Annotated in this window: 23 protein-coding genes; 6 read left to right on the forward strand and 17 right to left on the reverse strand. The window is 64.7% G+C overall.

The annotated features are described in order from the left end of the window. Positions 1 to 245: transposase (locus tag AC0YKC_RS16180; RefSeq protein ID WP_488511758.1), on the reverse strand; the 245-nt coding region annotated here is incomplete at its 3' end. Between the two features lie 97 nt (positions 246 to 342). Next, positions 343 to 2,553, reverse strand: coding sequence for a catalase/peroxidase HPI (gene katG / locus AC0YKC_RS16185; protein ID WP_488511759.1), 2,211 nt, complete (start codon positions 2,551 to 2,553; stop codon positions 343 to 345). 166 nt (positions 2,554 to 2,719) lie between these two features. Here katG and AC0YKC_RS16190 point away from each other — a divergent pair, with 166 nt between their 5' ends. Beyond that, positions 2,720 to 3,628: a hydrogen peroxide-inducible genes activator gene (locus tag AC0YKC_RS16190; protein ID WP_488511760.1), complete on the forward strand. Its 909-nt coding sequence runs from the start codon at positions 2,720 to 2,722 to the stop codon at positions 3,626 to 3,628. 19 nt (positions 3,629 to 3,647) lie between these two features. Here the strand turns inward: AC0YKC_RS16190 and AC0YKC_RS16195 are convergent, their stop codons facing one another. From AC0YKC_RS16195 to AC0YKC_RS16210, 4 genes are all read right to left on the reverse strand, one after another. Continuing rightward, positions 3,648 to 4,454 (reverse strand): amino acid ABC transporter ATP-binding protein, encoded by an 807-nt coding sequence (locus tag AC0YKC_RS16195; RefSeq protein ID WP_488511761.1) that lies wholly within the window; start codon positions 4,452 to 4,454, stop codon positions 3,648 to 3,650. Further along, positions 4,451 to 5,392 carry an amino acid ABC transporter permease gene (locus tag AC0YKC_RS16200; protein ID WP_488511762.1) on the reverse strand — a complete coding sequence of 314 codons (942 nt, stop codon included), beginning with the start codon at positions 5,390 to 5,392 and terminating at the stop codon, positions 4,451 to 4,453. The genes AC0YKC_RS16195 and AC0YKC_RS16200 overlap by 4 nt, the downstream gene beginning before the upstream one ends. A 149-nt stretch (positions 5,393 to 5,541) precedes the next feature. Then, positions 5,542 to 6,399: an ABC transporter substrate-binding protein gene (locus AC0YKC_RS16205; RefSeq protein ID WP_320298516.1), complete on the reverse strand. Its 858-nt coding sequence runs from the start codon at positions 6,397 to 6,399 to the stop codon at positions 5,542 to 5,544. 79 nt (positions 6,400 to 6,478) lie between these two features. After that, positions 6,479 to 7,492: an isopenicillin N synthase family dioxygenase gene (locus tag AC0YKC_RS16210; RefSeq protein WP_488511763.1), complete on the reverse strand. Its 1,014-nt coding sequence runs from the start codon at positions 7,490 to 7,492 to the stop codon at positions 6,479 to 6,481. A 92-nt stretch (positions 7,493 to 7,584) separates the two neighbouring features. Between AC0YKC_RS16210 and AC0YKC_RS16215 the strand changes: the two genes are divergently transcribed. Both AC0YKC_RS16215 and AC0YKC_RS16220 read left to right on the forward strand, forming a co-directional pair. Next, positions 7,585 to 8,529 (forward strand): nucleoside hydrolase, encoded by a 945-nt coding sequence (locus AC0YKC_RS16215; RefSeq protein WP_434721454.1) that lies wholly within the window; start codon positions 7,585 to 7,587, stop codon positions 8,527 to 8,529. A 166-nt stretch (positions 8,530 to 8,695) separates the two neighbouring features. Next, positions 8,696 to 9,370 carry a TetR/AcrR family transcriptional regulator gene (locus AC0YKC_RS16220; RefSeq protein ID WP_488511915.1) on the forward strand — a complete coding sequence of 225 codons (675 nt, stop codon included), beginning with the start codon at positions 8,696 to 8,698 and terminating at the stop codon, positions 9,368 to 9,370. A gap of 129 nt (positions 9,371 to 9,499) precedes the next feature. Here the strand turns inward: AC0YKC_RS16220 and AC0YKC_RS16225 are convergent, their stop codons facing one another. The 5 genes from AC0YKC_RS16225 to hisS all read right to left on the reverse strand — a co-directional run bounded on the left by AC0YKC_RS16225 (position 9,500) and on the right by hisS (position 15,535). Next, on the reverse strand, positions 9,500 to 10,123 hold the full coding sequence (locus tag AC0YKC_RS16225) for a poly-gamma-glutamate hydrolase family protein (RefSeq protein WP_488511764.1): 624 nt from the start codon (positions 10,121 to 10,123) through the stop codon (positions 9,500 to 9,502). Positions 10,124 to 10,133: 10 nt separating this feature from the next. Beyond that, positions 10,134 to 11,900, reverse strand: coding sequence for an AMP-binding protein (locus AC0YKC_RS16230; RefSeq protein ID WP_488511765.1), 1,767 nt, complete (start codon positions 11,898 to 11,900; stop codon positions 10,134 to 10,136). 74 nt (positions 11,901 to 11,974) lie between these two features. Further along, complete coding sequence (gene hisG, locus AC0YKC_RS16235) at positions 11,975 to 12,673, reverse strand: ATP phosphoribosyltransferase (RefSeq protein WP_320298510.1); 699 nt, start codon at positions 12,671 to 12,673, stop codon at positions 11,975 to 11,977. Continuing rightward, a complete protein-coding gene (locus tag AC0YKC_RS16240) occupies positions 12,670 to 13,788 on the reverse strand; it encodes an ATP phosphoribosyltransferase regulatory subunit (protein ID WP_488511766.1) in 1,119 nt (372 codons plus the stop codon). Before AC0YKC_RS16240 ends, hisG begins: the two co-directional genes overlap by 4 nt. A 178-nt stretch (positions 13,789 to 13,966) precedes the next feature. Beyond that, positions 13,967 to 15,535 (reverse strand): histidine--tRNA ligase, encoded by a 1,569-nt coding sequence (hisS, locus tag AC0YKC_RS16245; protein ID WP_488511767.1) that lies wholly within the window; start codon positions 15,533 to 15,535, stop codon positions 13,967 to 13,969. Between the two features lie 213 nt (positions 15,536 to 15,748). Between hisS and AC0YKC_RS16250 the strand changes: the two genes are divergently transcribed. Further along, on the forward strand, positions 15,749 to 15,979 hold the full coding sequence (locus tag AC0YKC_RS16250; protein ID WP_320298507.1) for a hypothetical protein: 231 nt from the start codon (positions 15,749 to 15,751) through the stop codon (positions 15,977 to 15,979). 197 nt (positions 15,980 to 16,176) lie between these two features. On the opposite strand, the gene AC0YKC_RS16255 is transcribed toward AC0YKC_RS16250, so the two are convergent. Beyond that, entirely contained in the window at positions 16,177 to 16,815 is a 639-nt protein-coding gene (locus AC0YKC_RS16255; RefSeq protein WP_488511768.1) for a DNA-3-methyladenine glycosylase I, read from the reverse strand. Between the two features lie 216 nt (positions 16,816 to 17,031). On the opposite strand from AC0YKC_RS16255, the gene AC0YKC_RS16260 reads away from it, so the two are divergent. Together AC0YKC_RS16260 and AC0YKC_RS16265 are read left to right on the forward strand one after the other, a co-directional pair. After that, on the forward strand, positions 17,032 to 17,772 hold the full coding sequence (locus AC0YKC_RS16260; protein ID WP_320298505.1) for a L,D-transpeptidase: 741 nt from the start codon (positions 17,032 to 17,034) through the stop codon (positions 17,770 to 17,772). A gap of 368 nt (positions 17,773 to 18,140) precedes the next feature. Continuing rightward, on the forward strand, positions 18,141 to 19,061 hold the full coding sequence (locus tag AC0YKC_RS16265; protein WP_488511769.1) for a bifunctional 5,10-methylenetetrahydrofolate dehydrogenase/5,10-methenyltetrahydrofolate cyclohydrolase: 921 nt from the start codon (positions 18,141 to 18,143) through the stop codon (positions 19,059 to 19,061). Here AC0YKC_RS16265 and glcF read toward each other — a convergent pair whose 3' ends face one another. The 5 genes from glcF to AC0YKC_RS16290 form a co-directional block, all read right to left on the reverse strand. Beyond that, positions 19,062 to 20,387: a glycolate oxidase subunit GlcF gene (gene glcF, locus AC0YKC_RS16270; RefSeq protein WP_434721448.1), complete on the reverse strand. Its 1,326-nt coding sequence runs from the start codon at positions 20,385 to 20,387 to the stop codon at positions 19,062 to 19,064. A gap of 10 nt (positions 20,388 to 20,397) precedes the next feature. Further along, on the reverse strand, positions 20,398 to 20,787 hold the full coding sequence (locus AC0YKC_RS16275; protein ID WP_434721447.1) for a DUF4870 family protein: 390 nt from the start codon (positions 20,785 to 20,787) through the stop codon (positions 20,398 to 20,400). Further along, positions 20,784 to 22,040 (reverse strand): glycolate oxidase subunit GlcE, encoded by a 1,257-nt coding sequence (gene glcE / locus AC0YKC_RS16280; RefSeq protein WP_488511770.1) that lies wholly within the window; start codon positions 22,038 to 22,040, stop codon positions 20,784 to 20,786. The genes AC0YKC_RS16275 and glcE overlap by 4 nt, the downstream gene beginning before the upstream one ends. Positions 22,041 to 22,116: 76 nt before the next feature. Beyond that, positions 22,117 to 22,581 (reverse strand): endonuclease domain-containing protein, encoded by a 465-nt coding sequence (locus AC0YKC_RS16285; protein ID WP_488511771.1) that lies wholly within the window; start codon positions 22,579 to 22,581, stop codon positions 22,117 to 22,119. A 47-nt stretch (positions 22,582 to 22,628) separates the two neighbouring features. Then, complete coding sequence (locus AC0YKC_RS16290; RefSeq protein ID WP_488511772.1) at positions 22,629 to 24,125, reverse strand: FAD-linked oxidase C-terminal domain-containing protein; 1,497 nt, start codon at positions 24,123 to 24,125, stop codon at positions 22,629 to 22,631. Positions 24,126 to 24,169: the final 44 nt, after the last annotated feature.

The raw sequence follows: 24,169 nt of genomic DNA on the forward strand, positions 1-24,169 counted from the left end.
TCGCGCACCAACTGACGTTCCGAGCGCACCCCGAACAGGTAGCCAACAAACAGCGCCTTGAACATCAAGGTCGGGTCCAGCGGCGGGCGCCCATTGTCGGCGCAGTACAACGGCGCCGTCAGATCGTGGATGAAGGAAAAGTCGATCGCGCGATCGATCTTGCGAAGCAGATGATCAGCCGGAACCAGCTGATCCAACGTTACCATCTCAAGCGCGGTCTGTTCGGGGGCGGGTCGCTTCAACATGACCCAGTGAATCAAAAACCCCCGGCTAACGCCAGGGGTTTGTCAGCAGTCTGAGGCGCGGGCTTGGCCCGCGCCTTTTTACTTGGGAGGATGGACCTTACTTCGCGATATCGAAGCGGTCGGCGTTCATCACCTTCGTCCATGCCTTGACGAAGTCCTTGACGAACTTGGCCTTGGCGTCAGTCGAGCCGTAGACCTCGGAGAGCGCGCGCAACTGCGCGTGCGAGCCGAAGATCAGGTCGGCACGGGTGCCTGTCCACTTGACCTGCTTGGTCTTGCGGTCGCGCGCCTCGTAGACCTCGTCCGAGCCGGGCTCGGAGCCGGCCGCCGGATCCCAGACGGTCGCCATCGAAAGCAAGTTGACGAAGAAGTCATTGGTGAGCTGGCCCGGCCTGTCTGTGAAGACGCCGTGCTTGGAGCCGCCGGCATTGGCGCCGAGCACGCGCAGGCCGCCGACCAATACCGTCATCTCCGGCGCCGTCAGCGTCAACAGCTGGGCGCGGTCGACCAGCATGGCTTCAACCGACATCGGCAGCTTGCCGCGGGCATAATTGCGGAAGCCATCGACTTTCGGTTCCAGCGCGGCAAAGGAGGCGACATCGGTCTGCTCCTGCGAAGCGTCCATGCGGCCTGGTGTGAAGGGCACCTTCACCTCATTGCCGCCATCCTTGGCCGCCTTCTCGACCGCGGCGACGCCGCCGAGCACGATGAGATCGGCCAGCGAGACCTTCTTGTCGCCGGTCTGGGCCGCGTTGAACTCCTTCTGGATGGCTTCCAGTTTGGCCAGAACCTTGGCGAGCTGGGCCGGCTGGTTGACCTCCCAGTCCTTCTGCGGCGCAAGGCGGATACGGCCGCCATTGGCGCCGCCGCGCTTGTCCGAGCCGCGGAAGGTCGAGGCGGAAGCCCAGGCGGTCGAGACCAGCTCGGAGACCGAGAGGCCGGAAGCCAGGATCTTGGCCTTGAGCGAAGCGATGTCGGCCTCGCTCACAAGCTCATGGTCGACCGCCGGGATCGGATCCTGCCAGATCAGCTCTTCCTTCGGCACGAGCGGGCCGAGATAGCGCACGAGCGGGCCCATATCGCGGTGGGTAAGCTTGAACCAGGCGCGGGCGAAGGCGTCGGCAAACTCACCCGGATGCTGGTGGAAGCGGCGCGAGATCTTCTCGTAGGCCGGGTCGAAACGCAGCGCCAGGTCGGTGGTGAGCATGGCCGGCGCGTGACGCTTGGAGGGGTTGTGCGCGTCCGGCACGGTGCCGGCGCCTGCGCCGCCCTTCGGCGTCCACTGATGCGCGCCGGCCGGGCTCTTCGTCAGCTCCCATTCGTAGTTGAAGAGGTTGTCGAAGAAATTGTTGCTCCATTTGGTCGGCGTCGTCGTCCAGGTCACTTCCAGACCCGAAGTGATGGCGTCGCCGGCGATGCCGGAGGCATATTTGCTCGACCAGCCGAGGCCCTGCGCCTCGATGCCCGCACCTTCGGGCTCGGCACCCACGAGCGAGGCGTCACCGGCGCCATGGGTCTTGCCGAAGGTGTGGCCACCGGCGATCAGCGCCACGGTTTCCTCGTCGTTCATCGCCATGCGGCCGAAGGTCTCGCGGATGTCGCGCGCGGCGGCGATCGGGTCAGGCTTGCCGTTCGGGCCTTCGGGGTTGACGTAGATGAGGCCCATCTGCACGGCGCCGAGATGGCCGCGAAGCTCACGGTCGCCCGAATAACGCTCGTCGCCAAGCCACTTGGCTTCGGAACCCCAATCCACGTCCTGCTCCGGCTCCCAAACATCGGCGCGGCCGCCGGCGAAACCGAAGGTCTTGAAGCCCATCGATTCCAGCGCGACGTTGCCGGTGAGGATCAGGAGGTCGGCCCAGGAGATCTTGCGGCCGTATTTCTGCTTGACAGGCCACAGCAGCCGGCGCGCCTTGTCGAGATTGGCGTTGTCCGGCCAGCTGTTCAGCGGCGCGAAGCGCTGCTGGCCCGCACCGGCGCCGCCGCGGCCGTCGCCGATGCGATAGGTGCCGGCGCTGTGCCAGGCCATGCGGATGAAGAGCGGCCCGTAATGGCCGAAGTCGGCAGGCCACCAGTCCTGCGAATCCGTCATGACCTTGTGCAGGTCCTTGACCACCGCATCGAGATCGAGGCTTGCGAACTCCTTGGCGTAGTCGAAATCCTCGCCCATCGGGTCCGACAGGTTCGACTGCTGATGCAGGACGGCAAGGTCGAGCTGGTTCGGCCACCAGTCACGGTTGGTCCGGCCGGCGGGTCCATGCGCCACGGGGCACTTGCCAGCGCTGTTGTCGTCGGTTTTGGCGTCCATCTTAGTCTCCGATTCTGCCGAGTTTTTTGCCGAGGTTGAATTTTGCCGAGGTTCCCGAGTTTCGGGAGGCAGCCATTGGCCGCGCCAATCTGGAATGATTCCAGACTAGGCCGGCCAGACGATAAAGACAAATTGCCTTTCCTGTTTCATTTGATAGGATTTTCTTATGATTGGCCTCACTGTCCGGCAGATGCAATATTTCGACGCGCTGGCGCAGACGCTGCATTTCGGCCGCGCCGCGAAGCTTGCCGGCGTCAGCCAGCCGGCCCTTTCCGCGCAGATCGCCGAAATGGAAGAGCGGCTGAACTGCCTGTTGTTCGAGCGCGGCGGCAAGACAGTGCGCATGACCGACGAGGCGCTTGCCCTGCAGCCGCGTATCGAACGCATTCTGGCCGACATACGTGACGTCGAGACGACTGCCCGGCGCGGCCGCCCGACCATGGAGGGACGCTTCCGGCTGGGCATCATCCCGACCGTCGCGCCCTACCTCCTGCCGCACGTGTTGCCGGAGTTGAAAAAGCACTACCCGTCCCTGCAGCTCGTACTGCGCGAGGCGGTGACCGCGTCGCTGGTCGAGGACGCGACGTCCGGCCGGCTCGACGCCTTCATCGCGGCCTTGCCGCTCGATCAGCCGGCGATCGTCACCGAAGGGCTTTTCCCCGACCGCTTCTTCCTCGCCGTTCCCGCCGGCGATCCGGCCTTCGCCTCGCCGCCGGTACCGCCCGAGAGCCCGGCGCTGGAGCGGCTCATGCTTCTGGAGGAAGGCCACTGCCTGCGCGAGCAGGCCTTGGCCGTCTGCGGCAATGTGCGGCCGGTGGCGATGGCAAGCTATGGCGCGACCAGCCTGACGACACTCCTCCAGATGGTGGCGCATGGGCTCGGCGTCACGCTGGTGCCGGAAATGGCGGCAAGTGCCGCCGGCGTCATGCCGGACCTGAGGATCGTGCCGTTCCAGGAGCCGATGCCGCAGCGCATGATCTGCATGGCCTGGCGGAAGAACAAGGTGCGGCAGGACGAGTGCGTGGAGCTGGCAAGGATCATACGCGGACTGGATCGGGCGGTGCTGGCGGCGTGAAGCCGACATCGGGCCGAAATCAAAGCACCCGAGACAGGAATTCGCGCGTGCGGGGCGACTGCGGATCGGCGATCATCTGGCGCGGCGCGCCGCGCTCGACGATGACGCCGCCGTCCATGAAGACAAGCTGGTCGCCGATCTCGCGGGCAAAACCGATCTCATGGGTGACGACGACCATGGTCATGCCGCTCTCGGCCAGGTCGCGCATGACCTGCAGAACCTCGCCGACGAGCTCGGGGTCGAGCGCCGAGGTCGGCTCGTCGAAGAGCAACACCTTCGGCTTCATCGCCATGGCGCGGGCGATCGCCACACGCTGCTGCTGGCCGCCGGACAATTCGCGCGGGTAGCGGTCGATCTTGTCGAGCAGGCCGACGCGCTTGAGCAGGATTTCCGCCTCGGCCTTGGCCTGGTCGGGCGCGATGCGCCGCACCTGCGTCGGCGCCTCGATGAGGTTCTCCATCACGGTCATGTGCGAGAACAGGTTGAAGGATTGGAACAGCATGCCGATCTCGGCGCGCCGCTGGCAGAGCAGATCGTCCTTGACTTCGTAGAGCTTGTCGTCCCGGAGGTCGTAGCCGACGAACTGGCCGTCGACGAGCAGGAGGCCGCCGCTGATCTTCTCCAGATGGTTGATGCAGCGCAGGAAGGTGCTCTTGCCGGAGCCGGACGGGCCGATGATGCAAGCAACGGAGCCTGCCGGAACATCGAGATCGATGCCCTTGAGCACTTCCAGCTGGCTGTAGGATTTGCGCACGCCGCGCGCAAACACCATGGAATCGGCGGGCACGCCGAAGCGGGCGCGGTTCTCGGACTTCACATCGCTCATCGGGCAATGCCGCGCAGGCTGATGGCGTTGCGTAGCGTGCGCATCGAGAGCGGCTCGCGGCGCGTGTCGCTGCGGCCGAAATGACGCTCGAGGAAATGCTGGCCGACCGACATGATGCTGACCACCGCAAGGTACCAGAACGCCACCACGATCAGCAGCGGGATCGTCTCGAAGGTACGCGCGTAGATGCTCTGGGCCGAATAGAACAGATCGTCGACCGCGATGAAGGTCACCAGCGATGTCATCTTGAGCAGGTTGATGGCCTCGTTGCCAGTCGGCGGCAGCACGAAACGCATGGCCTGCGGCAGCGTGATGCGTTTCAGGATCATTCGATAGGGCATGCCGAGCGCGCTCGCCGCCTCCGCCTGGCCCGACGGCACCGACTTGATGCCGGCGCGGATGATCTCGGCCATATAGCCCGCCTCGCAGAGCGAAAGCGCGACGACGGCCGAGAAGAAGGGCGTCATGAAATCGTTGGTGCGAACGGAAAAAAGCGTGCCCAGGAACGGAACGGTCAGCGAGACCTCGCGCACCAGCAGCGACAGGTTGAACCAGAAGATGAGCTGGATCAGCGCCGGCACGCCGCGGAAGAACCAGACATACACGCCGGCAAAGCCGCGCAGCACCGCGCTCGGCGACACGCGCATGATGGCGATCACGGTGCCGATGACGATCGCCAGCGCCATGATCACCACGGTGAGGATCAGGGTGTTGGCGAGGCCGCGCATGATCGAAGGATGGAAGAGATAGCCCCCGGCCGTGCCCCAGGCGAAGGCCGGGTTGCTGGCGAAGGCCCTGACGACGAGGAAAGCCAGCAGCAAGGCGAGCGCCGTGCCGACCCAAATGCCATAGCGGCGCTGCGGCACGACGGTGAGCCGGGCCACCGCGGCGGCGGCGCCTTGCTCGATGCTCATCTCGGTCGGGTGGGCCGCGCCCATCGCTCAACTCCTGATCATGTCAGGCATCCGGCTGACCGGATGCCGATGTCCCGTTCAAACGCCGGCGCGCCCTGCCGGGCGCAAACACGTTGTGCTGATTTTGCGCATGGTCCTTCGCGAAAATCGATTCCGATTTCGGATCGATTGCCTTAGTCCGCGCGCAGCGCATCCATGCTGTTGACGAAATAGGGTTCCTTGATTGCGTAGGCGCCCATGCCGTATTTCTCGAGAATGGTCTTGTAGGTACCGTTCTTGAACAGCTCGGAAAGCGCGGCGACCATCATGTCGGCGGTGCCCTTGTCGTCCTTGGCGATTGCCATGCCGAGCGGGGCAACCTCATAGAGCTTCGGCAACACGACGAGCTGGCCCTTGCTGGTCACCTCGAAGTAGCTCGACGCGGTCGCGTCGTCCATACGGGCGTCGATGCGGTCGGAGAGCGTCGCCTGGGTGCTGTCGGCGGTCGAGTTGAACAGCGACTTCTGGATCGCCGCCTGCCCTTTGTCGGTGCAGTCCTTGCTCAGCTTGTCGATCAGGAAGTCCGAAGCGCTGCCGCCGGTGGCGCCGATGCGCTTGCCGCACAGGCCGTTGTCGGCGGACAGGCTGTCCTTCTTGTCGGGCGTCGTCGAAACGGCGATGCCGGCCTTGAGGAACATGATGAAGTCGACCTGCTTCAAGCGCTCGGGCGTCGCCGAGAAGGTCTCCCAGGCGATCTTGAAGCGGCCGGCGGCGAGGCCGGGGATCATCGATGGGAACGGAATGCGCTGGACGTCCAGCTTGGCGTCGAGGGCTTTCGCCACCTCGCCGGCGAGGTCGATGATGATGCCGGTTTGCTTGCCGTCGGCGTCGAGATATTCGAACGGCGCGAAGTCGACCGTGTTGGCGACGGTGAGCGCGCCCGACTGCTTGACCTCATCCGACTTCGGAATTTCGGCGGCCTTGGAAAGGCCGCTCCAGGCCGTGGCGAAAGCAGCCAGCGCAAGGCCGGCCATGCGTAGATTTGTTCTCATTTTCGTTCCCCTGTTGCTCATTCTTCATTGCCCCGGCGCGCCATGAACAGGTCGACGCAGGGGCGGACCGTCCGATCGCCTACGCGCTCGCCGCCTCCGCGGTCTTCTTCTTGCGGTAGTGATAGTTCTTGTCGATGCGCTCCATCAGGTAGTCGCCATAGAGCACCGGTTCGTATTTTGGGCTGGCGCCGGCGGGCACGCAGACGGGCAATGCCGCGATCGTCTCGTCCATCGACGGGTCGAAGAAGAAGGGCTGCGAGTAGCGCTCGCGCCCCGACCGGTTGATGACGCGATGCGGCGTCGAGACGAACTGGTCGTTCGACCAGCGCGCCAGGATGTCGCCGACATTCATGACGAAGGAATCCGGGATCGGCGGCGCCGGCACCCATTCGCCAGCCTTGTTCTTGACCTCCAGGCCGCCCACGTCATCCTGCGCAAGCAAGGTGATGAAACCATAATCGGTATGCGGGGCGGAGCCGAACAGCCCCTCCTCGTGCGGCTGCGTCGGATAGTGCAGCAGCCTGAGGAAGGTTGTCGGCTGATCGAAATAGCGATCGAGGCTACCGGCCGGAAGGCCGAGCGACAGCGCGATGGCGCCGACCATCTTGCGGGCAAGCGTGCTCATCTCGCCGACATAGTTCTCGATCGTTTCCCGGAAGCCGCCCAGCGCGGCCTCGTCCGGCCACTGGTTGGGACCTTGCAGCGGCTTTTCGGCGAGAGCCCGAGGATCATCTTCGCCGACCTCATGCATGAAGAAAATCGACTCGCTCTGGTTGGGCTTGCTGACGGTCGCGACCGACGAGGTGACGATGGTCGAACCGGCGAAGGGCAGATAGCCGCGGAAATTCCGGTCGATCTTGAGCTTGAGCTTTTCATCCTCCGGCAAGGCAAAGAAGCGCTTGCTTGCCTCGCGCACCGCCTCGACATCGGCGCGCGGGATCGGATGGCCGACGACGTATAGGAAGCCGACCGTCTCGAGATAGCGGCGCAGCGTCGCCGCCGTCGCCCGGATCGCATCCTGGTCGGCGCCGTAGAGAGCCGACACGTCGAGGATCGGAATTTCGGAAAAGTCGCCGCGCTCTCGTTCGCCCATTTTCGATCATCCTGTCTTGAACATAAGATACAGTACTGTATTTCTACACATCCAGACGGGCTCATCAATAGGCTTTCGAAAGCAGGCACGACATGGCACCACGCAAGATCATCATCGACACCGATCCCGGCCAGGACGATGCCTTCGCCATTCTGTTCGCGCTCGGCTCGCCGGCCGAGATCGAGGTGGTGGGCATCACCACCGTCGGCGGCAATGTGCCGCTGCCGCTGACGTCGAAGAATGCGCTGAAAGTGGTCGAGCTTGCCGGGCGGCCCGACGTGCCGGTTTACGCCGGCTGTCCGGGGCCGATGGTGAAGAAGCTGATGACCGCCGAATATGTGCACGGCAAGACCGGGCTCGACGGCGCCGATCTCCCCGAGCCGGTAACGCCGCTGCAGAGCGAGCATGGCGTCAATTATCTCGTCCGGGCGATCATGGACGCGCCGGAAGGCGAGCTGACCGTCTGCACGCTCGGACCAATGACCAATCTGGCGATGGCCATGACCATGGAGCCCAGGATCATCCCGCGCCTGCGCGAAGTGGTACTGATGGGCGGCGGCTTCTTCGAGGGCGGCAATGCGACACCCGCCGCCGAGTTCAATATCTTCGTCGACCCGCACGCGGCGCACAAGGTGTTCGACAGCGGCGTGCCGCTGACGATGGCGGGCATCGACTGCACCTACACGGCGATAATGACGCTGGAGTGGCTCGACCGCCTGCGCGCCACCGGCAGCAGGGCGGCGATGGAGGCTGCCAACCTCGCCGACTTCTACCGCCAGTATGGCAGCCACAAATTCGGCACCCCGGGGCGGCCGATCCACGATGCCTGCGTAACCGGCTATCTGCTGGCGCCGGAGATCTACGAAAAGCGCCAATGCGCGGTGACGGTGGACATCGTCTCGCCCGAGACGATCGGCATGACCGTGGTCGACTGGTGGCATGTCACCGGACGGCGCAAGAATTGCAACGTGCTGCGCCGCATCGAGCCGGCGCCGTTCTTCGAGCTCATGCTGCAGCGGATCAGCGCATTGCCCTGAGCCCAGAAAGCATGGCGGTTTCGCTCGAGAACGACATGCATGGGCCAGGAGAGACAGCGTTCCACGGTGGACGGCGACGGTTGCGGGTTGCGAAGCGGGCAAACATCGGATTGATCAGGGATGGCCGGGCGAATTGCCACCGGCCGCCACGGAGGCCTGGAAGCAGTTGAAAGCGGATGCCGCCTCGGCGAAGACCAAACGATCGTCCCGGGCGCGCAGCGGATCAGCAGCACGGCAGACGCTGAGCCGCGAGGCGTGGATCGCAGCGGCGCGCAAGGTGCTGGAAAAGCGCGGCATCGCCGAGGTCAAGATCGACCGCCTGTCCAAGCAGCTCAAGGTCACGCGCGGCAGCTTCTATTTCCACTTCACCAGCCTCGCCGACCTCCGCGACGGGCTGCTGCAGGAATGGCGCGACATCAACTGCGCGCCGTTCTGGGCGATGCAAGAGACGCATGACGTGGACGGCCTGCGGTTCTTCACCGACATCGTGCATGTCTGGGTCGACGAGGCGCCCTTCAGTCCCCTGCTCGATCTTGCCGTGCGCGACTGGTCACGGACATCGCGGAAGCTGGCGCAGGAAGTGAAGGACATGGACGATTTGCGCATCGCGCTGCTCGACCGCTCCTTCCGTGCGATGGGCTATTCGCCCGACGAAAGCCTGGTCAGGGCGCGCATCACCTATTTCCACCAGATTGGCCAATACGCGCTGTCCTTCAAGGAGGATCCGGCCGTACGCCGCAGCTATCAGCCGCTGTTCGGCGAAGTGCTGCTCGGTCCGCTCGTCCAGGAACCAGGCTCGGCGCCAAGGCCGTCAGAGATGAAGGCAGGCCGGCGATCGTAGAGCGGCCATGCGTCGGGTTACCTGCCAGCCGTATCTATCCTTGCCGGCTTCCACCAAGCCTTCACGGCACAAAGATCAGAAACACAGAGAGCACCTGTCACGGGCATCCTTGCCCGCCAAGCCGGTCGGTCAAAATACGATTGAGGACTGGGCGCGATTTCTAGCGTCGAATACATCAATGGCCTTGCGAACCGCCCCACAGAATCTTTCCAGAAGCTCCGGCTCGTTCCCCAGCCGACGGCGCAGCGACAGGGGCACTTCCAGCTGTGCGCCTTTCCCCGTCAGTCCTCGGTTAACGATGTTCGAATCCTGGATACCTGGAAACGGATGATTGTCCTTTTTCGTCTGGAAGCCGGTCTCCTGCAGACGCCATGCGATCTCTGAAACCAACGCGGCGTCCTTGCCGCCCAGGTAGACTGTCGCGGGATCGTCCCGATCCTGGCGGCCGTGGATGGTGACGACAGTGGACTTCGTCCGCAACAGTTCCAGCGCGGTTGCCTCGTCGAAATTCCTGGACGTTATGTGCAGCTCCCGGTTGCTTTCCGGCATGAGCCCTTCAAAGCAATACATATCGAGATCGCGCCCCGCTATCGTCTCGGTGATCAGGGAGGTGCGGGGCTCGATCTTGCCGCCATGCGGGGCCATGACGATCGCGCCGCCGGTTCGCTCGCCGCGCCGGACGACTATGCGATAATCCATGTTTTCGATTTTGGCGGCTTTCAGCGCCGCGAAATTTGGAAACTCGTTGTCCATAAATGCCGTTTCAAGCCGTTTTCTGCGCCACCAATCCCAATTCCTCCACCATCGCCTCGCGCATCAGGAATTTCTGCGGCTTGCCGGTCACCGTCATCGGCAGCTCGGCGCGGAAACGGATGTGGCGCGGCACCTTGTAATGCGCGATCTGGCCGGCGCAGAAGGCCTTGATCTCCTCGGCGGTGGCGATCTGGCCGGGCTTCAGGACGATCCAGGCGCAGAGCTCTTCGCCATATTTGTCGTCCGGAATGCCGAAGACCTGCACTTCCTTGATCTTGGGATGGCGGTAGAGGAATTCCTCGACTTCGCGCGGATAGACGTTCTCGCCGCCGCGGATGACCATGTCCTTCACCCGGCCGACGATGTTGCAATAGCCCTCGGCGTCGATCGTCGCGAGGTCGCCGGTGTGCATCCAGCCGTCGGCGTCGATCGCCTCGCGGGTCTTGTCGGCGTCGTCCCAATAGCCCTTCATCACCGAATAGCCACGCGTGCAGAGCTCGCCAGGTTCCCCGACCGCGACGGTGGCGCCGTCGGCGCCGGCCGCCTTGACCTCGACATGCGGGTGGATGCGGCCGACGGTGGAGACGCGCTTTTCCAGTGGGTCGTCGACGCTGCTCTGGAAGGAGACGGGGCTGGTCTCCGTCATGCCATAGGCGATGGTCACTTGCGACATATGCATGAGCGAGACGACCTTCTTCATCACCTCGATCGGGCATGGCGAGCCGGCCATGATGCCGGTGCGCAGGCTGGAGAGATCGAAGCTGGAAAAATCGGCGTGATCGAGCATGGCGACGAACATGGTCGGCACGCCATAGAGCCCGGTGCAGCGCTCCTGCGCGACCGCTTTCAGCGTCGCGCCGGCATCGAAGCCTTCGCCCGGGAAAACCATGGTGGCGCCCTTGGAGACGCAGCCCATCGTGCCCATCGACATGCCGAAGCAATGGTAGAGCGGCACCGGGATGCAGAGCCGGTCGTCGACAGTGAGCCGGATCGCCGAAGTGACGAAATTGCCGTTGTTGACGATGTTGGAATGCGTCAGCGTCGCGCCCTTCGGCGCGCCGGTCGTGCCTGAGGTGAACTGGATGTTGATGGCATCGCCGGGCTTCAGGCCTTCGGAGATGCGGTCGAGGCTGTCATGCTCGTCGCGGCCGGCCATGGCCAGAACATCGCCGAAATTGAACATGCCGGGCGAGTTGTCTTCGCCCATGCGGATGACGATTTCGAGCGCCGGCAGTTTCTTCGCCTTGAGCTTGCCGGGCTCCGCCTTGGCGAGCTCCGGCGCCAGCGTCTCGATCATCCCGAGATAGTCGGAGGTCTTGAACTGCGCGGCGGTGACCAGCGCCTTGCAGCCCACCTTGTTGAGAGCGTATTCCAATTCGGTCAACCGGTAGGCCGGGTTGATGTTGACCAAGATCAGGCCGATGCGCGCGGTGGCAAACTGCGTCACCAGCCATTCCCAACGGTTCGGCGACCAGATGCCGACGCGGTCGCCTTTTTCCAGCCCGAGCGCCAGGAAGCCAGCAGCCAGCGCGTCGACCGTGTCCGACAGCTCGCTCCAGGTGAAGCGCTTGTCCTGTCCTACGAAGACGGCGGCGTCGAGCGTGGCGTATCTGCTCACCGTGTCGGAAAACAGCTCCGGAATGGTCTTGTCGAGCAGGGGCACCGAGCGGTCGCCCGACACATGCGCCTTGCCGCCAAGCGGAGCGACGAAGGCGCCGCTGGCGCCGCGCCGGCGCAGATTGGTGGCGTTCATGAGTTCGTCGAGTTTGATCGCCATCGCCGTCTCCTCCCGGGATGGGCCCAGCCTATCAGCCTGTCGGGATGGTGGAAACCCGCCGAAGGTATGGGGGTTTACGCGACCAGCCCGGCCATCTTCGCGGCGATTTCCCGCAACCCCGCCTCGTCCGCGGCATCGCGCTGCTTCTTCGAAGCGACGAGGCAGGCCTGCGACTTCAGGATCGTACCGTCGCCCAGCACCTTGAGATGGTTGGCGCGCAGCGTCGAGCCGGTGGTGGTGATGTCGACGATGACGTCCGCCAGGCCGGCAGCCGGGGCGCCCTCGGTGGCGCCGAGGCTTTCGACGATGCGGTAGACCTGGATGCCGTGCTTGAGCGAAAAGAACTGCTGCGTCAGCCGCCAGTATTTGGTGGCGATCCTGAGCCGCCGGCCGTGACGCTGGCGGAAATCGGCGGCGACATCGTCGAGGTCGGCCATGCTGTCGACGTCGAGCCAGATGTCGGGCACGGCGACCACGACATCGGCATGGCCGAAGCCAAGGCGGGCGACGATCTCGGCGCGCGCTTCCCAATCGGCAAGATTCTCGCGCAAAAGGTCCTCGCCGGTGATGCCGAGATCGACCGCACCCTGGCCGATCTCGCCGGCGATCTCGGACGCGGACAGGAAGGCCACCTCGACATTGTCGAGGCCGTCGATGCAGGCGCGGTATTTGCGATCGTCCTCAGGCAAGGTGACGGCCAGGCCGGCCTTGGCCAGCACTTCGAGGGACTGCTCCTTGAGACGGCCTTTCGATGGGATCGCCAGCGTGATCATCGCGCGCCCTCCCGCAAAGCCTCGATACGGTCGAGCCAGACTGAAAAGCCGACGCCGGGGATAGGCTTTTTCGCGCCGAGCAGCGTCAGCAGCCGATCGTAGCGGCCGCCGCCGGCCAGCGGACGGTCGCCGTCACCCGCGGCAATCTCGAAGACCAGGCCGGTGTAGTAATCGAGCGGGCGGCCGAAGGCGGCGTCGTAGCGGATTTGCGCCGAGGACAGGCCATGCGCCTCGATCGCCTTGGCGCGGGCGGCAAAATTCTCCAGCGCCGGTCCCAGCGACAGGCCGGCATCGGCGGCAAATTTTTCCAGCGCCGCGGTCGCGCCGTCGAGCGCCACGTCAATCTCGAGAAAACCCTTGAGCGCCGAAAAGGCGTCGTCGGACAGCCGCACGCTGCGCAGTTGCGCTTTCTCGATCAGCCGGCGGGCGATATCGGCCGGGGCGCGGCCGGACGACGCCGACAGCCCCGCCTCCTCCATGCCTTCGGCAATATGCGCGGCAAGGCCTTCCGCATCGCCGTCGAGCGCCAGCAGGGCGACTGGACCGGCAAGCTGGCTGTTGCGCGGCGGATTGGCGAGATCGGCAAGGGCTGCTTCCAGCATCGGCGCCGAGCCGAAGGCGCGGGCAAGACGCATGCGCCACCCCCGCGGCAGGCCGAGCGCCGCCAGCACCGCCTCGAACAGGGTCTGGTCGCCGAGCGTGACGGCAAGTGGCTGGCCGGGCAGCACCAGCGAAAGCAGCGCATGCGCGTCGGCCAGTGAACGGGCGTCGGCGGCGGCCGTATCGCGATCGCCAAGATCCTCGATACCGGCCTGGAAGAACTCGTTGCCGCCGTCGCGGCGCTGGCGGAACACCTCGCCCAGATAGGAATAGCGGCGCGGCGTGCCGGCCTGGCTGGCGATGTGGTCGAGGCAGACCGGGATGGTGAATTCGGGCCGCAGGCACAGCGTCTTGCCGGTCTCGCTCTCGGTGAGGAAGATGCGGCGGCGCAGGTCCTCGCCGGCCATGTCGAGGAATGGATCGGCCGGCTGCAGCACGGCGACCTCGACCGCGTGGGTGTCGCGGGTGGCGAAGAGTTTGACGATGTCGACGGCGATGTCGGGGCGGGTGGTCATTGATAGGTCGGGCGCGAGGCCCCCCTCTCTGTCCTGCCGGACATCTCCCCCACAAGGGGGGAGATCAGCAGCTCGAAGCGCGGCGCCTTTCTTTCGGCGCTGGAGATTGGCGAAAGCGTGCGCGACGTCCAATCTCCCCCCTTGAGGGGGAGATGGCCGGCAGGCCGGAGAGGGGGGCTCAAGCGCCACCCTTCGTGCGATCGGCTGCCTGCGCCGCAAGTATCTTCTTCACCTCGCCAACCAGCTCGCTCTCCGCCACCGTCACCTGGGCAGGCCTTGCAGCGCGCCATTCGGCATTGTCGGTGATCTCGGCCGACATACGCGCGCCTTCGATCAGGTCCTTGATCTGCAGCTCGCCCCTGGCGCGCTCGTCGCCGCCCTGGATGATGGCGACCGGGCTGCCGCGGCGGTCGGCATATTTCAGCTGCGCCTTCATGCCGGCGCCGCCGAGATACATTTCGGAGCGGATGCCGGCGGCGCGCAGGTCGGCGACCATCTTCTGGTAGCGGCCGAGGCTTTCCGTATCCTTGTCCATCACCAGTACCACGACCGGCGCGATGACATCCGAGGCGTCGAGCTTGCCGAGATTCTTCAGCGCCGTCATCAGCCGGGAGACACCTATGGAGAAGCCGGTCGCCGGCACCGGCTCGCCGCGGAAGCGCGACACCAGCCCGTCATAGCGCCCACCGCCGCCGACCGAGCCGAAACGCACGATCTGGCCTTCGTCATTGGGGATCTCGGCGAGCAGTTCGGCCTCGAAGACCGGGCCGGTGTAGTACTCGAGGCCGCGCACGACGGAGGTGTCGATGAGCACGCGGCCCGCGTAACCGGCGGCATCCACCATAGCCGCAATCGCCGCCAATTCCTCGACGCCTTCGCGGCCGGTGTCAGCGAAATAGTCCAATGTCTTCAACCAGCGGATCTGGGCTGCGTTCGGCGAGATGTCGGTTGCCACCTCCAGCTTGCGCCATTCGCCGGCCGCCGAACCCGGTTCGTAATTCATGAAATAGAGAACCGTCTCGATCGCCTTGCGTTCGAGACCGGCGCCTTTGGTGAAGTCGCCGCTTTCGTCCTTGCGGCCGGCGCCAAGCAGCTGCGCGATGCCTTCGGGGCCGATCTTGTCGAGCTTGTCGATGGCGCGCAGCACCGTCAGCCGGCGCCCGGCATTCTCGTCGCCGCCGAGGCCGATCGCCTCCAACACGCCGTCCAGCACCTTGCGGTTGTTGACGCGGATGATGTAGTCGCCGCGCTTGATGCCGAGCGCCTCCATGACATCGGCCATCATCGTCGCCATCTCGGCGTCGGCGGCGACGCCCGCCACGCCGTTCGGCGTGCCGATCGTGTCGGCGTCGAACTGCATGAACTGGCGAAAGCGACCGGGACCGGGCTTCTCGTTACGGAACACCCAGCCGGAGCGGTAGCTGCGATAGGGCTTCGGCAGCTTGTCGTAATTCTCGGCGACGAAACGCGCCGTAGGCGCGGTCAGGTCGTAGCGCAGCGACAGCCACTGGTCGTCATCGTCCTGAAAGGAAAAGACGCCCTCGTTCGGCCGGTCCTGGTCAGGCAGGAACTTGCCCAGAGCATCGGTGTATTCGATCATCGGCTGGTCGGCCGGCTCGAAGCCGTAAAGCTCATAGACCGAGCGGATCGTCGCCATCATCTTCTCGACGGCGCGAATGTCTTCGGCGCTGCGGTCGGCAAAACCGCGCGGCAGCCGCGCTTTCGTCTTTTCCGATTTGTCGGCCATGGGATGATCTTCTCTGGTAATGGGCGCGCGTTTCCTAAACGATGCGGCTTGGAGCAGCAAGGGTTAGCAGGCTCTGCTTCTCCCTTCGCGGGAGAAGGAGAGGCGCGCCTGAAACAAAACCGCGCCAAAAACGAAACAATTCCGCCATCGGCGCGGCATGCTGCCGACACAATCGGCGACCATAAAGCGCACCGAAACAAGGGGTTCGGGGCCATGACGACGGCTAACGACATCATCGAGAGCGGCAGATCGGCCAGGCTGCGGCCCGCCGGCAACGCCGCCGTCAAGCCGGCGCAGCAGCCGGCCGGGCCGTTTGAGGTTGCGGCGGCCAAGCCGAGTGCGCGCGACGCGCTGGTGACGGGGCTTCTGGTCATCTACCCGGCCTTCGCCGCGGTGGCGGCGATCCTCGCCGGACTGTTCCTGGCCGGCGCCAGCAGCGTTTGATCGTGCACCCTTGCCTTCTCCCCTTGTGGGAGAAGGTGGATCGGCGCGGTAGCGCCGAGACGGATGAGGGGTGTTCCAGCGGAGTGAGACGTTGGCAAACTTGCCGTCTCGTCCGGCGGTGCCAAGCTGGAGCACCCCTCATCCGACCGAGCTTCGCTCGGCCACCTTCTCCCACAAGGGGAGAAGGAAGAAGGCGCCTACTTCGGCCTTTTGAGCTTCTTTCGCTCCTTCTCCACCTCCGCCCTGCAGTAGCAGCCTTCGAGATGGTCGTTGACCAGGCCCATGGCCTGCATGAAGGCGTAGACCGTGGTCGGGCCGACAAAGCTCCAGCCGCGCTTCTTCAATTCCTTCGATATCCTGACCGACACCGCCGTGGTCGGATTGGCGCGCAGATGCGCCAGGTCGACGATTTCGGGCCGCTCTTGCGGACCCGGCTCGAACCTCCAGAACCAGGCGGCCAGGGAGCCGAACTCGTCCACCATCTCGCGGGCGCGCTTGGCGTTGTTGATGGTCGAGACGATCTTGCCGCGATGGCGGATGATGCCGGCATTGCCGAGCAGGCGCTCGACATCCGCGTCGGTGAACGCCGCCACCTTGTCGAAATCGAAACCGGCAAAGGCCTCGCGGAAATTCTCGCGCTTGCGCAGGATGGTCAGCCACGACAGACCCGACTGGAAGCCTTCCAGGCAGATCTTTTCGAACAGCCGGCGATCATCCGTTACCGGCCGGCCCCATTCATGGTCGTGATAGTGGAGATAGTCCGGCAGGTTGCCGTGCCAGAAGCAGCGCGCCTTGCCGTCGGGGCCGTCGAGAATACCGGCATTTTCAGTCGCCATCGCTCGCAAATCCATTCGTTAATGCGCTTCAGCGCCGCTTTTACCGTGGCTTTACCAGATTCCTGAACCGGCCGGTAACCACACCAAAAGGTTTACTGACAAAGCGGCATTTTACGCATTCCGATTCATGTTTTGCTTGCCGCTCCGCGCCAAGGATCGCGAAACCGAGGGCGTCCTCTCCGCCCCGGGTGAGTTCGACGATCAAGGTGCGTTCCGATGAAGACAGCGTTTTGCTCCCTGCTAGGTGCTGCGGCGATCCTTGCCGCCGGCGCCACGACCTCCCTTGCCAATGACCGTTATGCTGACCGGCCGCCGGTGATGGTGAGCCCCGACCTTTCGGCGCCCTGGGTGCTGCAGCTTGGCCAGGCACCGGGCATCGTCAAGCCCGCTCGCCAGGCAACGCAGCAGCCGCTGCGCCGCCTGTTCCAGGCGCAACCCGACGGGCAGCGCACGGCCACCGTGCAGCAGCCGGCCAAGCGCATGGTGATGCGGCCGCAGATCAATCCGGTCTACCTGCCGCAGGAAGTCGCCTATGACGGGCCGGCGAAGCCAGGCACCATCGTCATCGACACGCACCAGAACTTCCTCTTCCTGGTCGAGAAGAACGGCAAGGCGAGGCGCTACGGCGTCGGCACCGGCAAGCCCGGCTTCGAATGGTCGGGCACCCACAAGATCACCGACAAGAAGGTCTGGCCGGACTGGCGCCCACCGGCGGAGATGATCAAGCGCGAGGCGGCCAAGGGCCGTTACCTGCCGACCTATCTTGCGGGCGGCATGGAGAACCCGCTCGGGGCGCGCGCGCTCTATATCGGCACCACCGAATACCGCATCCACGGCACCAACCAGCCCTGGACGATCGGCGGCGCGGTGTCATCCGGCTGCATCCGCATGCGCAACGAGGACGTCGTCGACCTTTACGAACGCGTGAATGTCGGAACCACGGTCGAGGTGATATAGTCACAGCGAATCAGCCGGTTAGACGGCGCAACACTTTTAGTCTCCTGCTGTTGCAGCCAAGTCATAGTGCGATCCCACGGGATGTGCTTAAACCGGTGACAGAGTTTACGGGGGACGGGCCGTGTGGGGATACGGTCGGTCACGAAAGGGCAGCGCGGGCAACCGCGCTGCCCTTTTCAATTTGATTTTTCCTTTGATGCATGGCGCGGCAAGTCGCCCGGGAAGCAGACGGTTTCGCTTTCGGGGCTGATTTCCCGGCGATCCTCTGCTATTGCACTGCACAAAATCTCAGTTGTTTCGCAATTCCAGACAGAAAGCCGCTCCCGCGCCTGTCCCCTGAATTGCTCCTGAAGGCAGAGGTGCCAGCCATGACCCGGACCGACGACAGCCGCTACCTGAAAGGCGGCCCGGTCGCCCAGCGCATCATCGCTTCGGTGCACGAAGACGCGGCGATCGCTACGGCCGAAGGCTTTCCGCCGAAGCTGGTTTCAATCACCGTCGGCGATATAGCGGCGGTCGACGTCTATGTGCGCAACCAGCGCGCCAAGGCGGCTCTTGCCGGCATAGGTTTCGAGGAGCGGCGCTTCGCCGCCGACATCACCGCCGGCGAGCTGGAAGCGGCGATCCACGGCCTCAACGCCGACCCGCGCGCCACCGGCATCATCATCCAGCGTCCGGTGCCGGCGCATATCCCGATCAAGACGCTGCAGGCGGCGGTGCATCCGCTGAAGGACGTCGAAGGCATGCATCCGGCCTCGATCGGCAACATCGTCTACAACCAGCTCGACCTGGCGCCCTGCACGGCAGCGGCCTCGGTCGAACTGCTGAAAGAGACCGGCCTTGAGCTCAAGGGGCTCGAAGTGGTCGTCGTCGGCCATTCCGAGATCGTCGGCAAGCCGATCGCCTTCCTGCTGATGAGCGAGGGCGCGACGGTGACGGTGTGCCACCACATGACGCGCTCGCTGGCCGCCCATGCGCGCCGCGCCGACGCGCTGTTCGTCGCCGTCGGCAAGCCGCGGCTGATCAAGGCCGACATGGTGAAGCCCGGCGCCGCCGTCATCGACATCGGCATCAATTCCGAGATCGGGCCTGACGGCGAAACCCGCATCGTCGGCGATGTCGATACCGACAGTGTCAAGGAAGTGGCCTCCTGGATCACGCCGGTGCCCGGCGGCGTCGGCCCGCTCACGGTGGCGATCCTCTTGCGCAACACCATGGTGGCGCTCAACCGCCAGCGCGCGCTCTACCGCGCCACCTACGGCGTGCCGGATCAGATCGCGGCGGAATAGTCATTCGGCAGCGATCAAACCGCTGTCGGAAACGCCTTCCGGCCTCGGACCGCCATAGGCCCAGTCGAGCAGCTTGATCGTGTGCACGACCGGCAGCCTGGCGGCGGACGCGATCTGCGTGATGCAGCCGATATTGCCGGTGGCGACGATTTCGGCGCCTGTCGCCTCGATGTTCTTCACCTTGCGGTCGCGCAGCTTGGCCGAGATCTCCGGCTGCAGGATGTTGTAGGTGCCGGCCGAGCCGCAGCACAGATGCCCTTCGCGCGGCTCGCGCACGACGAAGCCCGCCTTGGCCAGCAACTCCTTCGGCTGGCGCGTGATCTTCTGGCCATGCTGCATGGAGCAAGCGGAATGATAGGCGACAATCGTGCCCGGCTTGCGCACCGGCTCGGGCAGGTTGAGGGCGGCGAGATATTCGGTGACGTCCCTGGCCAGGGCAGAGACGCGCGCGGCTTTTTCGGCATAGGCCGGATCGAGACGCAGCATGAAGCCGTAATCCTTGATTGTGGTGCCGCAGCCGGACGCGGTGATGATGATGGCATCGAGCCCGCCCTGCTCGATGGCGCGTGTCCAGGCGTCGACATTCTGCCTGGCCGAAGCAAGGGCGGCCGCCTCGCGGCCCATATGGTGGACAAGCGCACCGCAGCAGCCTTCGCCCTCCGGCACCACGACCTCGACGCCGAGCCTGGTCAGCAGCGAGATGGTCGTGTCGTTGATGGCTGGATCGAGCACCGACTGCGCGCAGCCGGTGAGGATGGCGACGCGACCACGCTTCGCGCCCTGCCCGACATGCGTGCCGGGTTTCGCCATTGGCGATGCCAACGGGATCGAGGATGGCGCGAGCTTCAGCATGGCGGCGACCGGCTTCAGCACCGCCAATTTCTCGAACAGGCCGATGAACGGCCGGCCAAGCCCGGCCAATTTCAGCGCGGTGCGGAAGCGGTTCGGATAAGGCAGCACGAAGGCCAACATGGCGCGCGTCAGCCGGTCGAGCAGCGGCCGCTTGTAGGTCTCCTGGATATGGGCGCGGGCATGGTCGACCAGATGCATATAGTTCACGCCCGAGGGGCAGGTCGTCATGCAGGCAAGGCAGGACAGGCAGCGGTCGATATGGGTGACGATCTCCTTGTCGGCCGGCCGGCCATTCTCCAGCATGTCCTTGATGAGGTAGATGCGGCCGCGCGGCGAATCCAGCTCGTTACCAAGCGTCACATAGGTCGGACAGGTTGCGGTGCAGAAGCCGCAATGCACGCATTTGCGCAGGATCTTTTCCGATTCCGCGACATGCGGGTCGGCAAGCTGGGCAAGGGAGAAATTGGTCTGCACGCAAAAATCCTTACTGTCCCAGAAACCAGCTTTGCGGGTTCCTGACCGGCTCGCCGCGTTGCAATGTCTGCAGGCCCAGGATGCAACGGGCGATGAACCAGACGGCGACGGCGAACATCAGCAGGAAGCCGATCGCCAGCATCATCAGGACCACCGAGATCAACGCGTAGAGAAGGCCTATCCAGAACGTCCTGATCAGGAATGTATAGTGGCTTTCGACGAAGCCGCCTGCCTTGCCGCGGTTGATGTAGGCCAGCACGATGCCCACAATGCCGGTGACGCCGATGACCAGGCTGGCGAGGTAAAGAACATAGATGACCAGCGCGTTGGTCTGGCCCGGCTCGAGCCAGCGGTCGGTTTGGCGCGGTGGGCTGCCAGGTCCTTGATCGGTATTGCTCATGATGCTGCTCCCTCCGTTGATCGGGCAAGAGTAGCAGAGCCGGCATCCGGCGCCATGCGGCCAGGGTTGAGAATCCGCTTCGGGTCGAACTCGGCCTTGAGCCGCGCCGACAGCGCCGCCAGATGCGGCGGCTGCGGTTCGAAGACTGGCACCGCCGCGCGATGCGAGGGCGAGGCGCGCACCAGCGTCGCGTGGCCGCCACCATGCTTGCTGATCAGCCCACGCAGCAGCTCGGCTTCGGGATCGTCCTCGCGCATCGACAGCCACACCAGGCCGCCCTGCCAGTCGTAAAAGGCGTCGACCGCCGCGTGCATGCGCAGCGCCATCACCATGTGATGCGCCTCGGACGGCGCCATCGACACGCGCCAGACCGGCCGCGCGCCGCCATCGGCGAAAGGCACACAATCGCGGATCTCGCGCCAGATCGTCTTCGACGCCTCGCCTGCGATCTCTTGGAGCGCGCCGGCCTTGCCGAGCAGCTGCTTCAATGCCTCGATGCGATAGACGACCGACGGGCCGAAACCTTCGACGCGCAGCAGCGTGGCGGCATGGCTGCCGTGCCTGCCACCGGCGACGCGCGCGGCGATCCGCTGCGGCAGATGCGCGGCGCTCGACACTTCAGCGCTGGAGCCGAGCGCCAGGCTCATCGCGGCGACGGCGGCATCGTCGAGCAGGCCGCGAATGGCCAAGGTCACTTCCGTTTCGGCGGCCGGCAGGACCTTGAAGGTGACATCGGTCAGAACGGCAAGCGTGCCCCAACTGTTGGCCATCAGCTTGGAGAGGTCATAGCCGGTGACGTTCTTGACCACGCGGCCGCCCGACTTGAACGCCTCGCCGCGTCCGGAGACCGCGGCAACGCCAAGGATGTGGTCGCGCGCAGCACCCGCCTTGAGCCGGCGCGGGCCGGACAGGTTCGAGGCCAGCACGCCGCCGATCGTGCCTCTGCCCGCCTCGCCGCTGAGCAGCGGGCCATAGTCCATCGGCTCGAAGGCGAATTGCTGGCCGTTTTCGGCGAGCAGCTTTTCGATTTCGGCGAGCGGCGTCCCGGCGCGCGCCGACAGCACCAGTTCGGCCGGCTCGTAGAGGGTAACGCCGGTGAGCTTCGACAGGTCGAGCGTATGCTCGGTCTGGAGCGGGCGGCCGATGCCGCGCTTCGAGCCGTGGCCGAGGATTTCGACGGGCGTTTCTTCCGCCGCAGCCCATTGGACGGTGGAGAGGACTTCGGCCGAGGTGGATGGGGTGAAGGTGGTCATAGGAACACCTGGTTCCTCGCCCCCGCAAAGCGGGGGAGAGGTGGCTCGGGCGAAGCCCGAGACGGAGAGGGGGCCATCATAGAGCGCTATCTCCCGTCTTCTGGGCGGCGAAAACGAACCTGAGGTCGGCAGCAGCCACATCTTCAGCAAGCCGTCCTTCAAGGGCTGCGAGGATCGTCTCGCAAACACTTTTCTTGTTCTTCAAAACATCGAAGTTCCAGAACCGCAGCACCGAGAAGCCTTCGCCACGCATGAATTCGTCACGTCGCCTGTCGTATGAACTCTCCGCGTGCTGGCTGCCATCCAGCTCTACGATCAGCTTTTGGTTCCTGCACGCAAAATCCGCGAAATATGGACCGATGGGCATTTGGCGAACGAATTTGTAGCCGCCTAGCTTTCTCGCTTTTAGCTCGTTCCAGAGAGTCGCTTCCGCCTGATTGTCTCCGTGACGAAGCTCGCGCGCACGGGCGATCTTTTCCGGCGAGCGGCGGCTTGGTTGAGAGGCCGCCCCCCTCTCCGTCTCGGGCTTCGCCCGAGCCACCTCTTCCCCGCTTTGCGGGGGCGAGGAACTTTGATCCCAAGCCCCCATCAAAACCTCGGAATATCCGGAAACGCCACCTGGCCGCGGTGCACGTGCATCCTCCCCAGTTCGGCGCAGCGGCGCAGTTGCGGAAACACTTTTCCCGGGTTGAGCAGATGGTTGGGATCGAAGGCGCATTTGACGCGCATCTGTTGGTCGAGGTCGATCTGGTTGAACATCTCGGGCATCAGGTCGCGCTTCTCGACGCCGACGCCGTGCTCGCCGGTCAGCACGCCGCCGACCTCGACGCAAAGCCGCAAGATATCGGCGCCGAAACTCTCGGCCTTGTCCAGTTCGCCCGGCACATTGGCGTCGTAGAGGATCAGCGGGTGCAGATTGCCGTCGCCGGCGTGGAAGACATTGGCGACGCCGAGACCGTATTTCTCGGAGAGATCGCGCATGCCGGCCAGCACGCGCGGCAGTTCCTTGCGCGGGATGGTGCCGTCCATGCAGTAGTAGTCCGGCGAGATGCGGCCGACCGCCGGGAAAGCCGCCTTGCGCCCGGCCCAAAAACTCAGCCGCTCCTGCTCCGACTGCGAGATGCGGCAGGTGGTCGAGCCGTTCTTGTAAGCAATCGCCTCGACGAGGCCGATCAGGTGGTCGACCTCGACGCCTGGACCATCGAGCTCGACGATCAAGAGCGCCTCGACATCGAGCGGATAGCCGGCATGGACGAAATCCTCCGCCGCGTGGATCGCCGGGCGGTCCATCATCTCCATGCCGCCGGGGATTATGCCGGCACCGATGATGTCGGCGACGCATTGGCCGCCCTGTTCGCTGGTCGGGAAGCCGATCAAGAGCGCGCGCGCGGTCTCCGGCTTCTTGAGGATCCGCACCGTGACCTCGGTGACGACGCCGAGCAATCCTTCCGAGCCGGTCATGACGCCGAGCAAATCGTAGCCTTCCTGGTCGAGGTGGCTGCCGCCGAGCCGAACCACCTCGCCATTCATCAGCACCATCTCGATGCCGAGCACATTGTTGGCGGTGAGCCCGTATTTCAGGCAGTGCACGCCGCCGGAATTCTCCGCGACATTGCCGCCGATCGAGCAGGCGATCTGGGAGGATGGATCGGGGGCGTAGTAAAAGCCCTCCTGCTCGACGGCGGTGGTGATGCCGAGATTGGTGACGCCCGGCTGGGCGACGACGACGCGATCGGGATAGTCGATCTGAAGAATGCGGTTGAAGCGGCTCATGACCAGCAGCACCGCATCCTCGAGCGGCAGCGCGCCGCCTGACAGCGAGGTGCCGGAACCGCGCGGCACGACGCGGATGTTGCGCTCGTTGCAGTATTTCAGGACGCGGGAGACCTGCGCCACCGTTTCCGGCAGCACCACGACCAGCGGCAGTTGCCTGTAGGCGGTCAGGCCGTCGCTTTCGAAGGCGCGCATTTCATTGGCCGCGTCCACGACGCCCTCGCCCGGCACGATGATGCGCATGTCGGCGATGATCTCGGCGCGCCGGCGCAGCGTCCCGGCATCTGGCTTGGGCATGGCTAGGCCGGACATCGGGCGGGCCTCATCTCGATTGACTGGTCAAAATCTTTTACCAG

The sequence above is a fragment of the Mesorhizobium sp. CNPSo 4661 genome, from assembly GCF_057784215.1.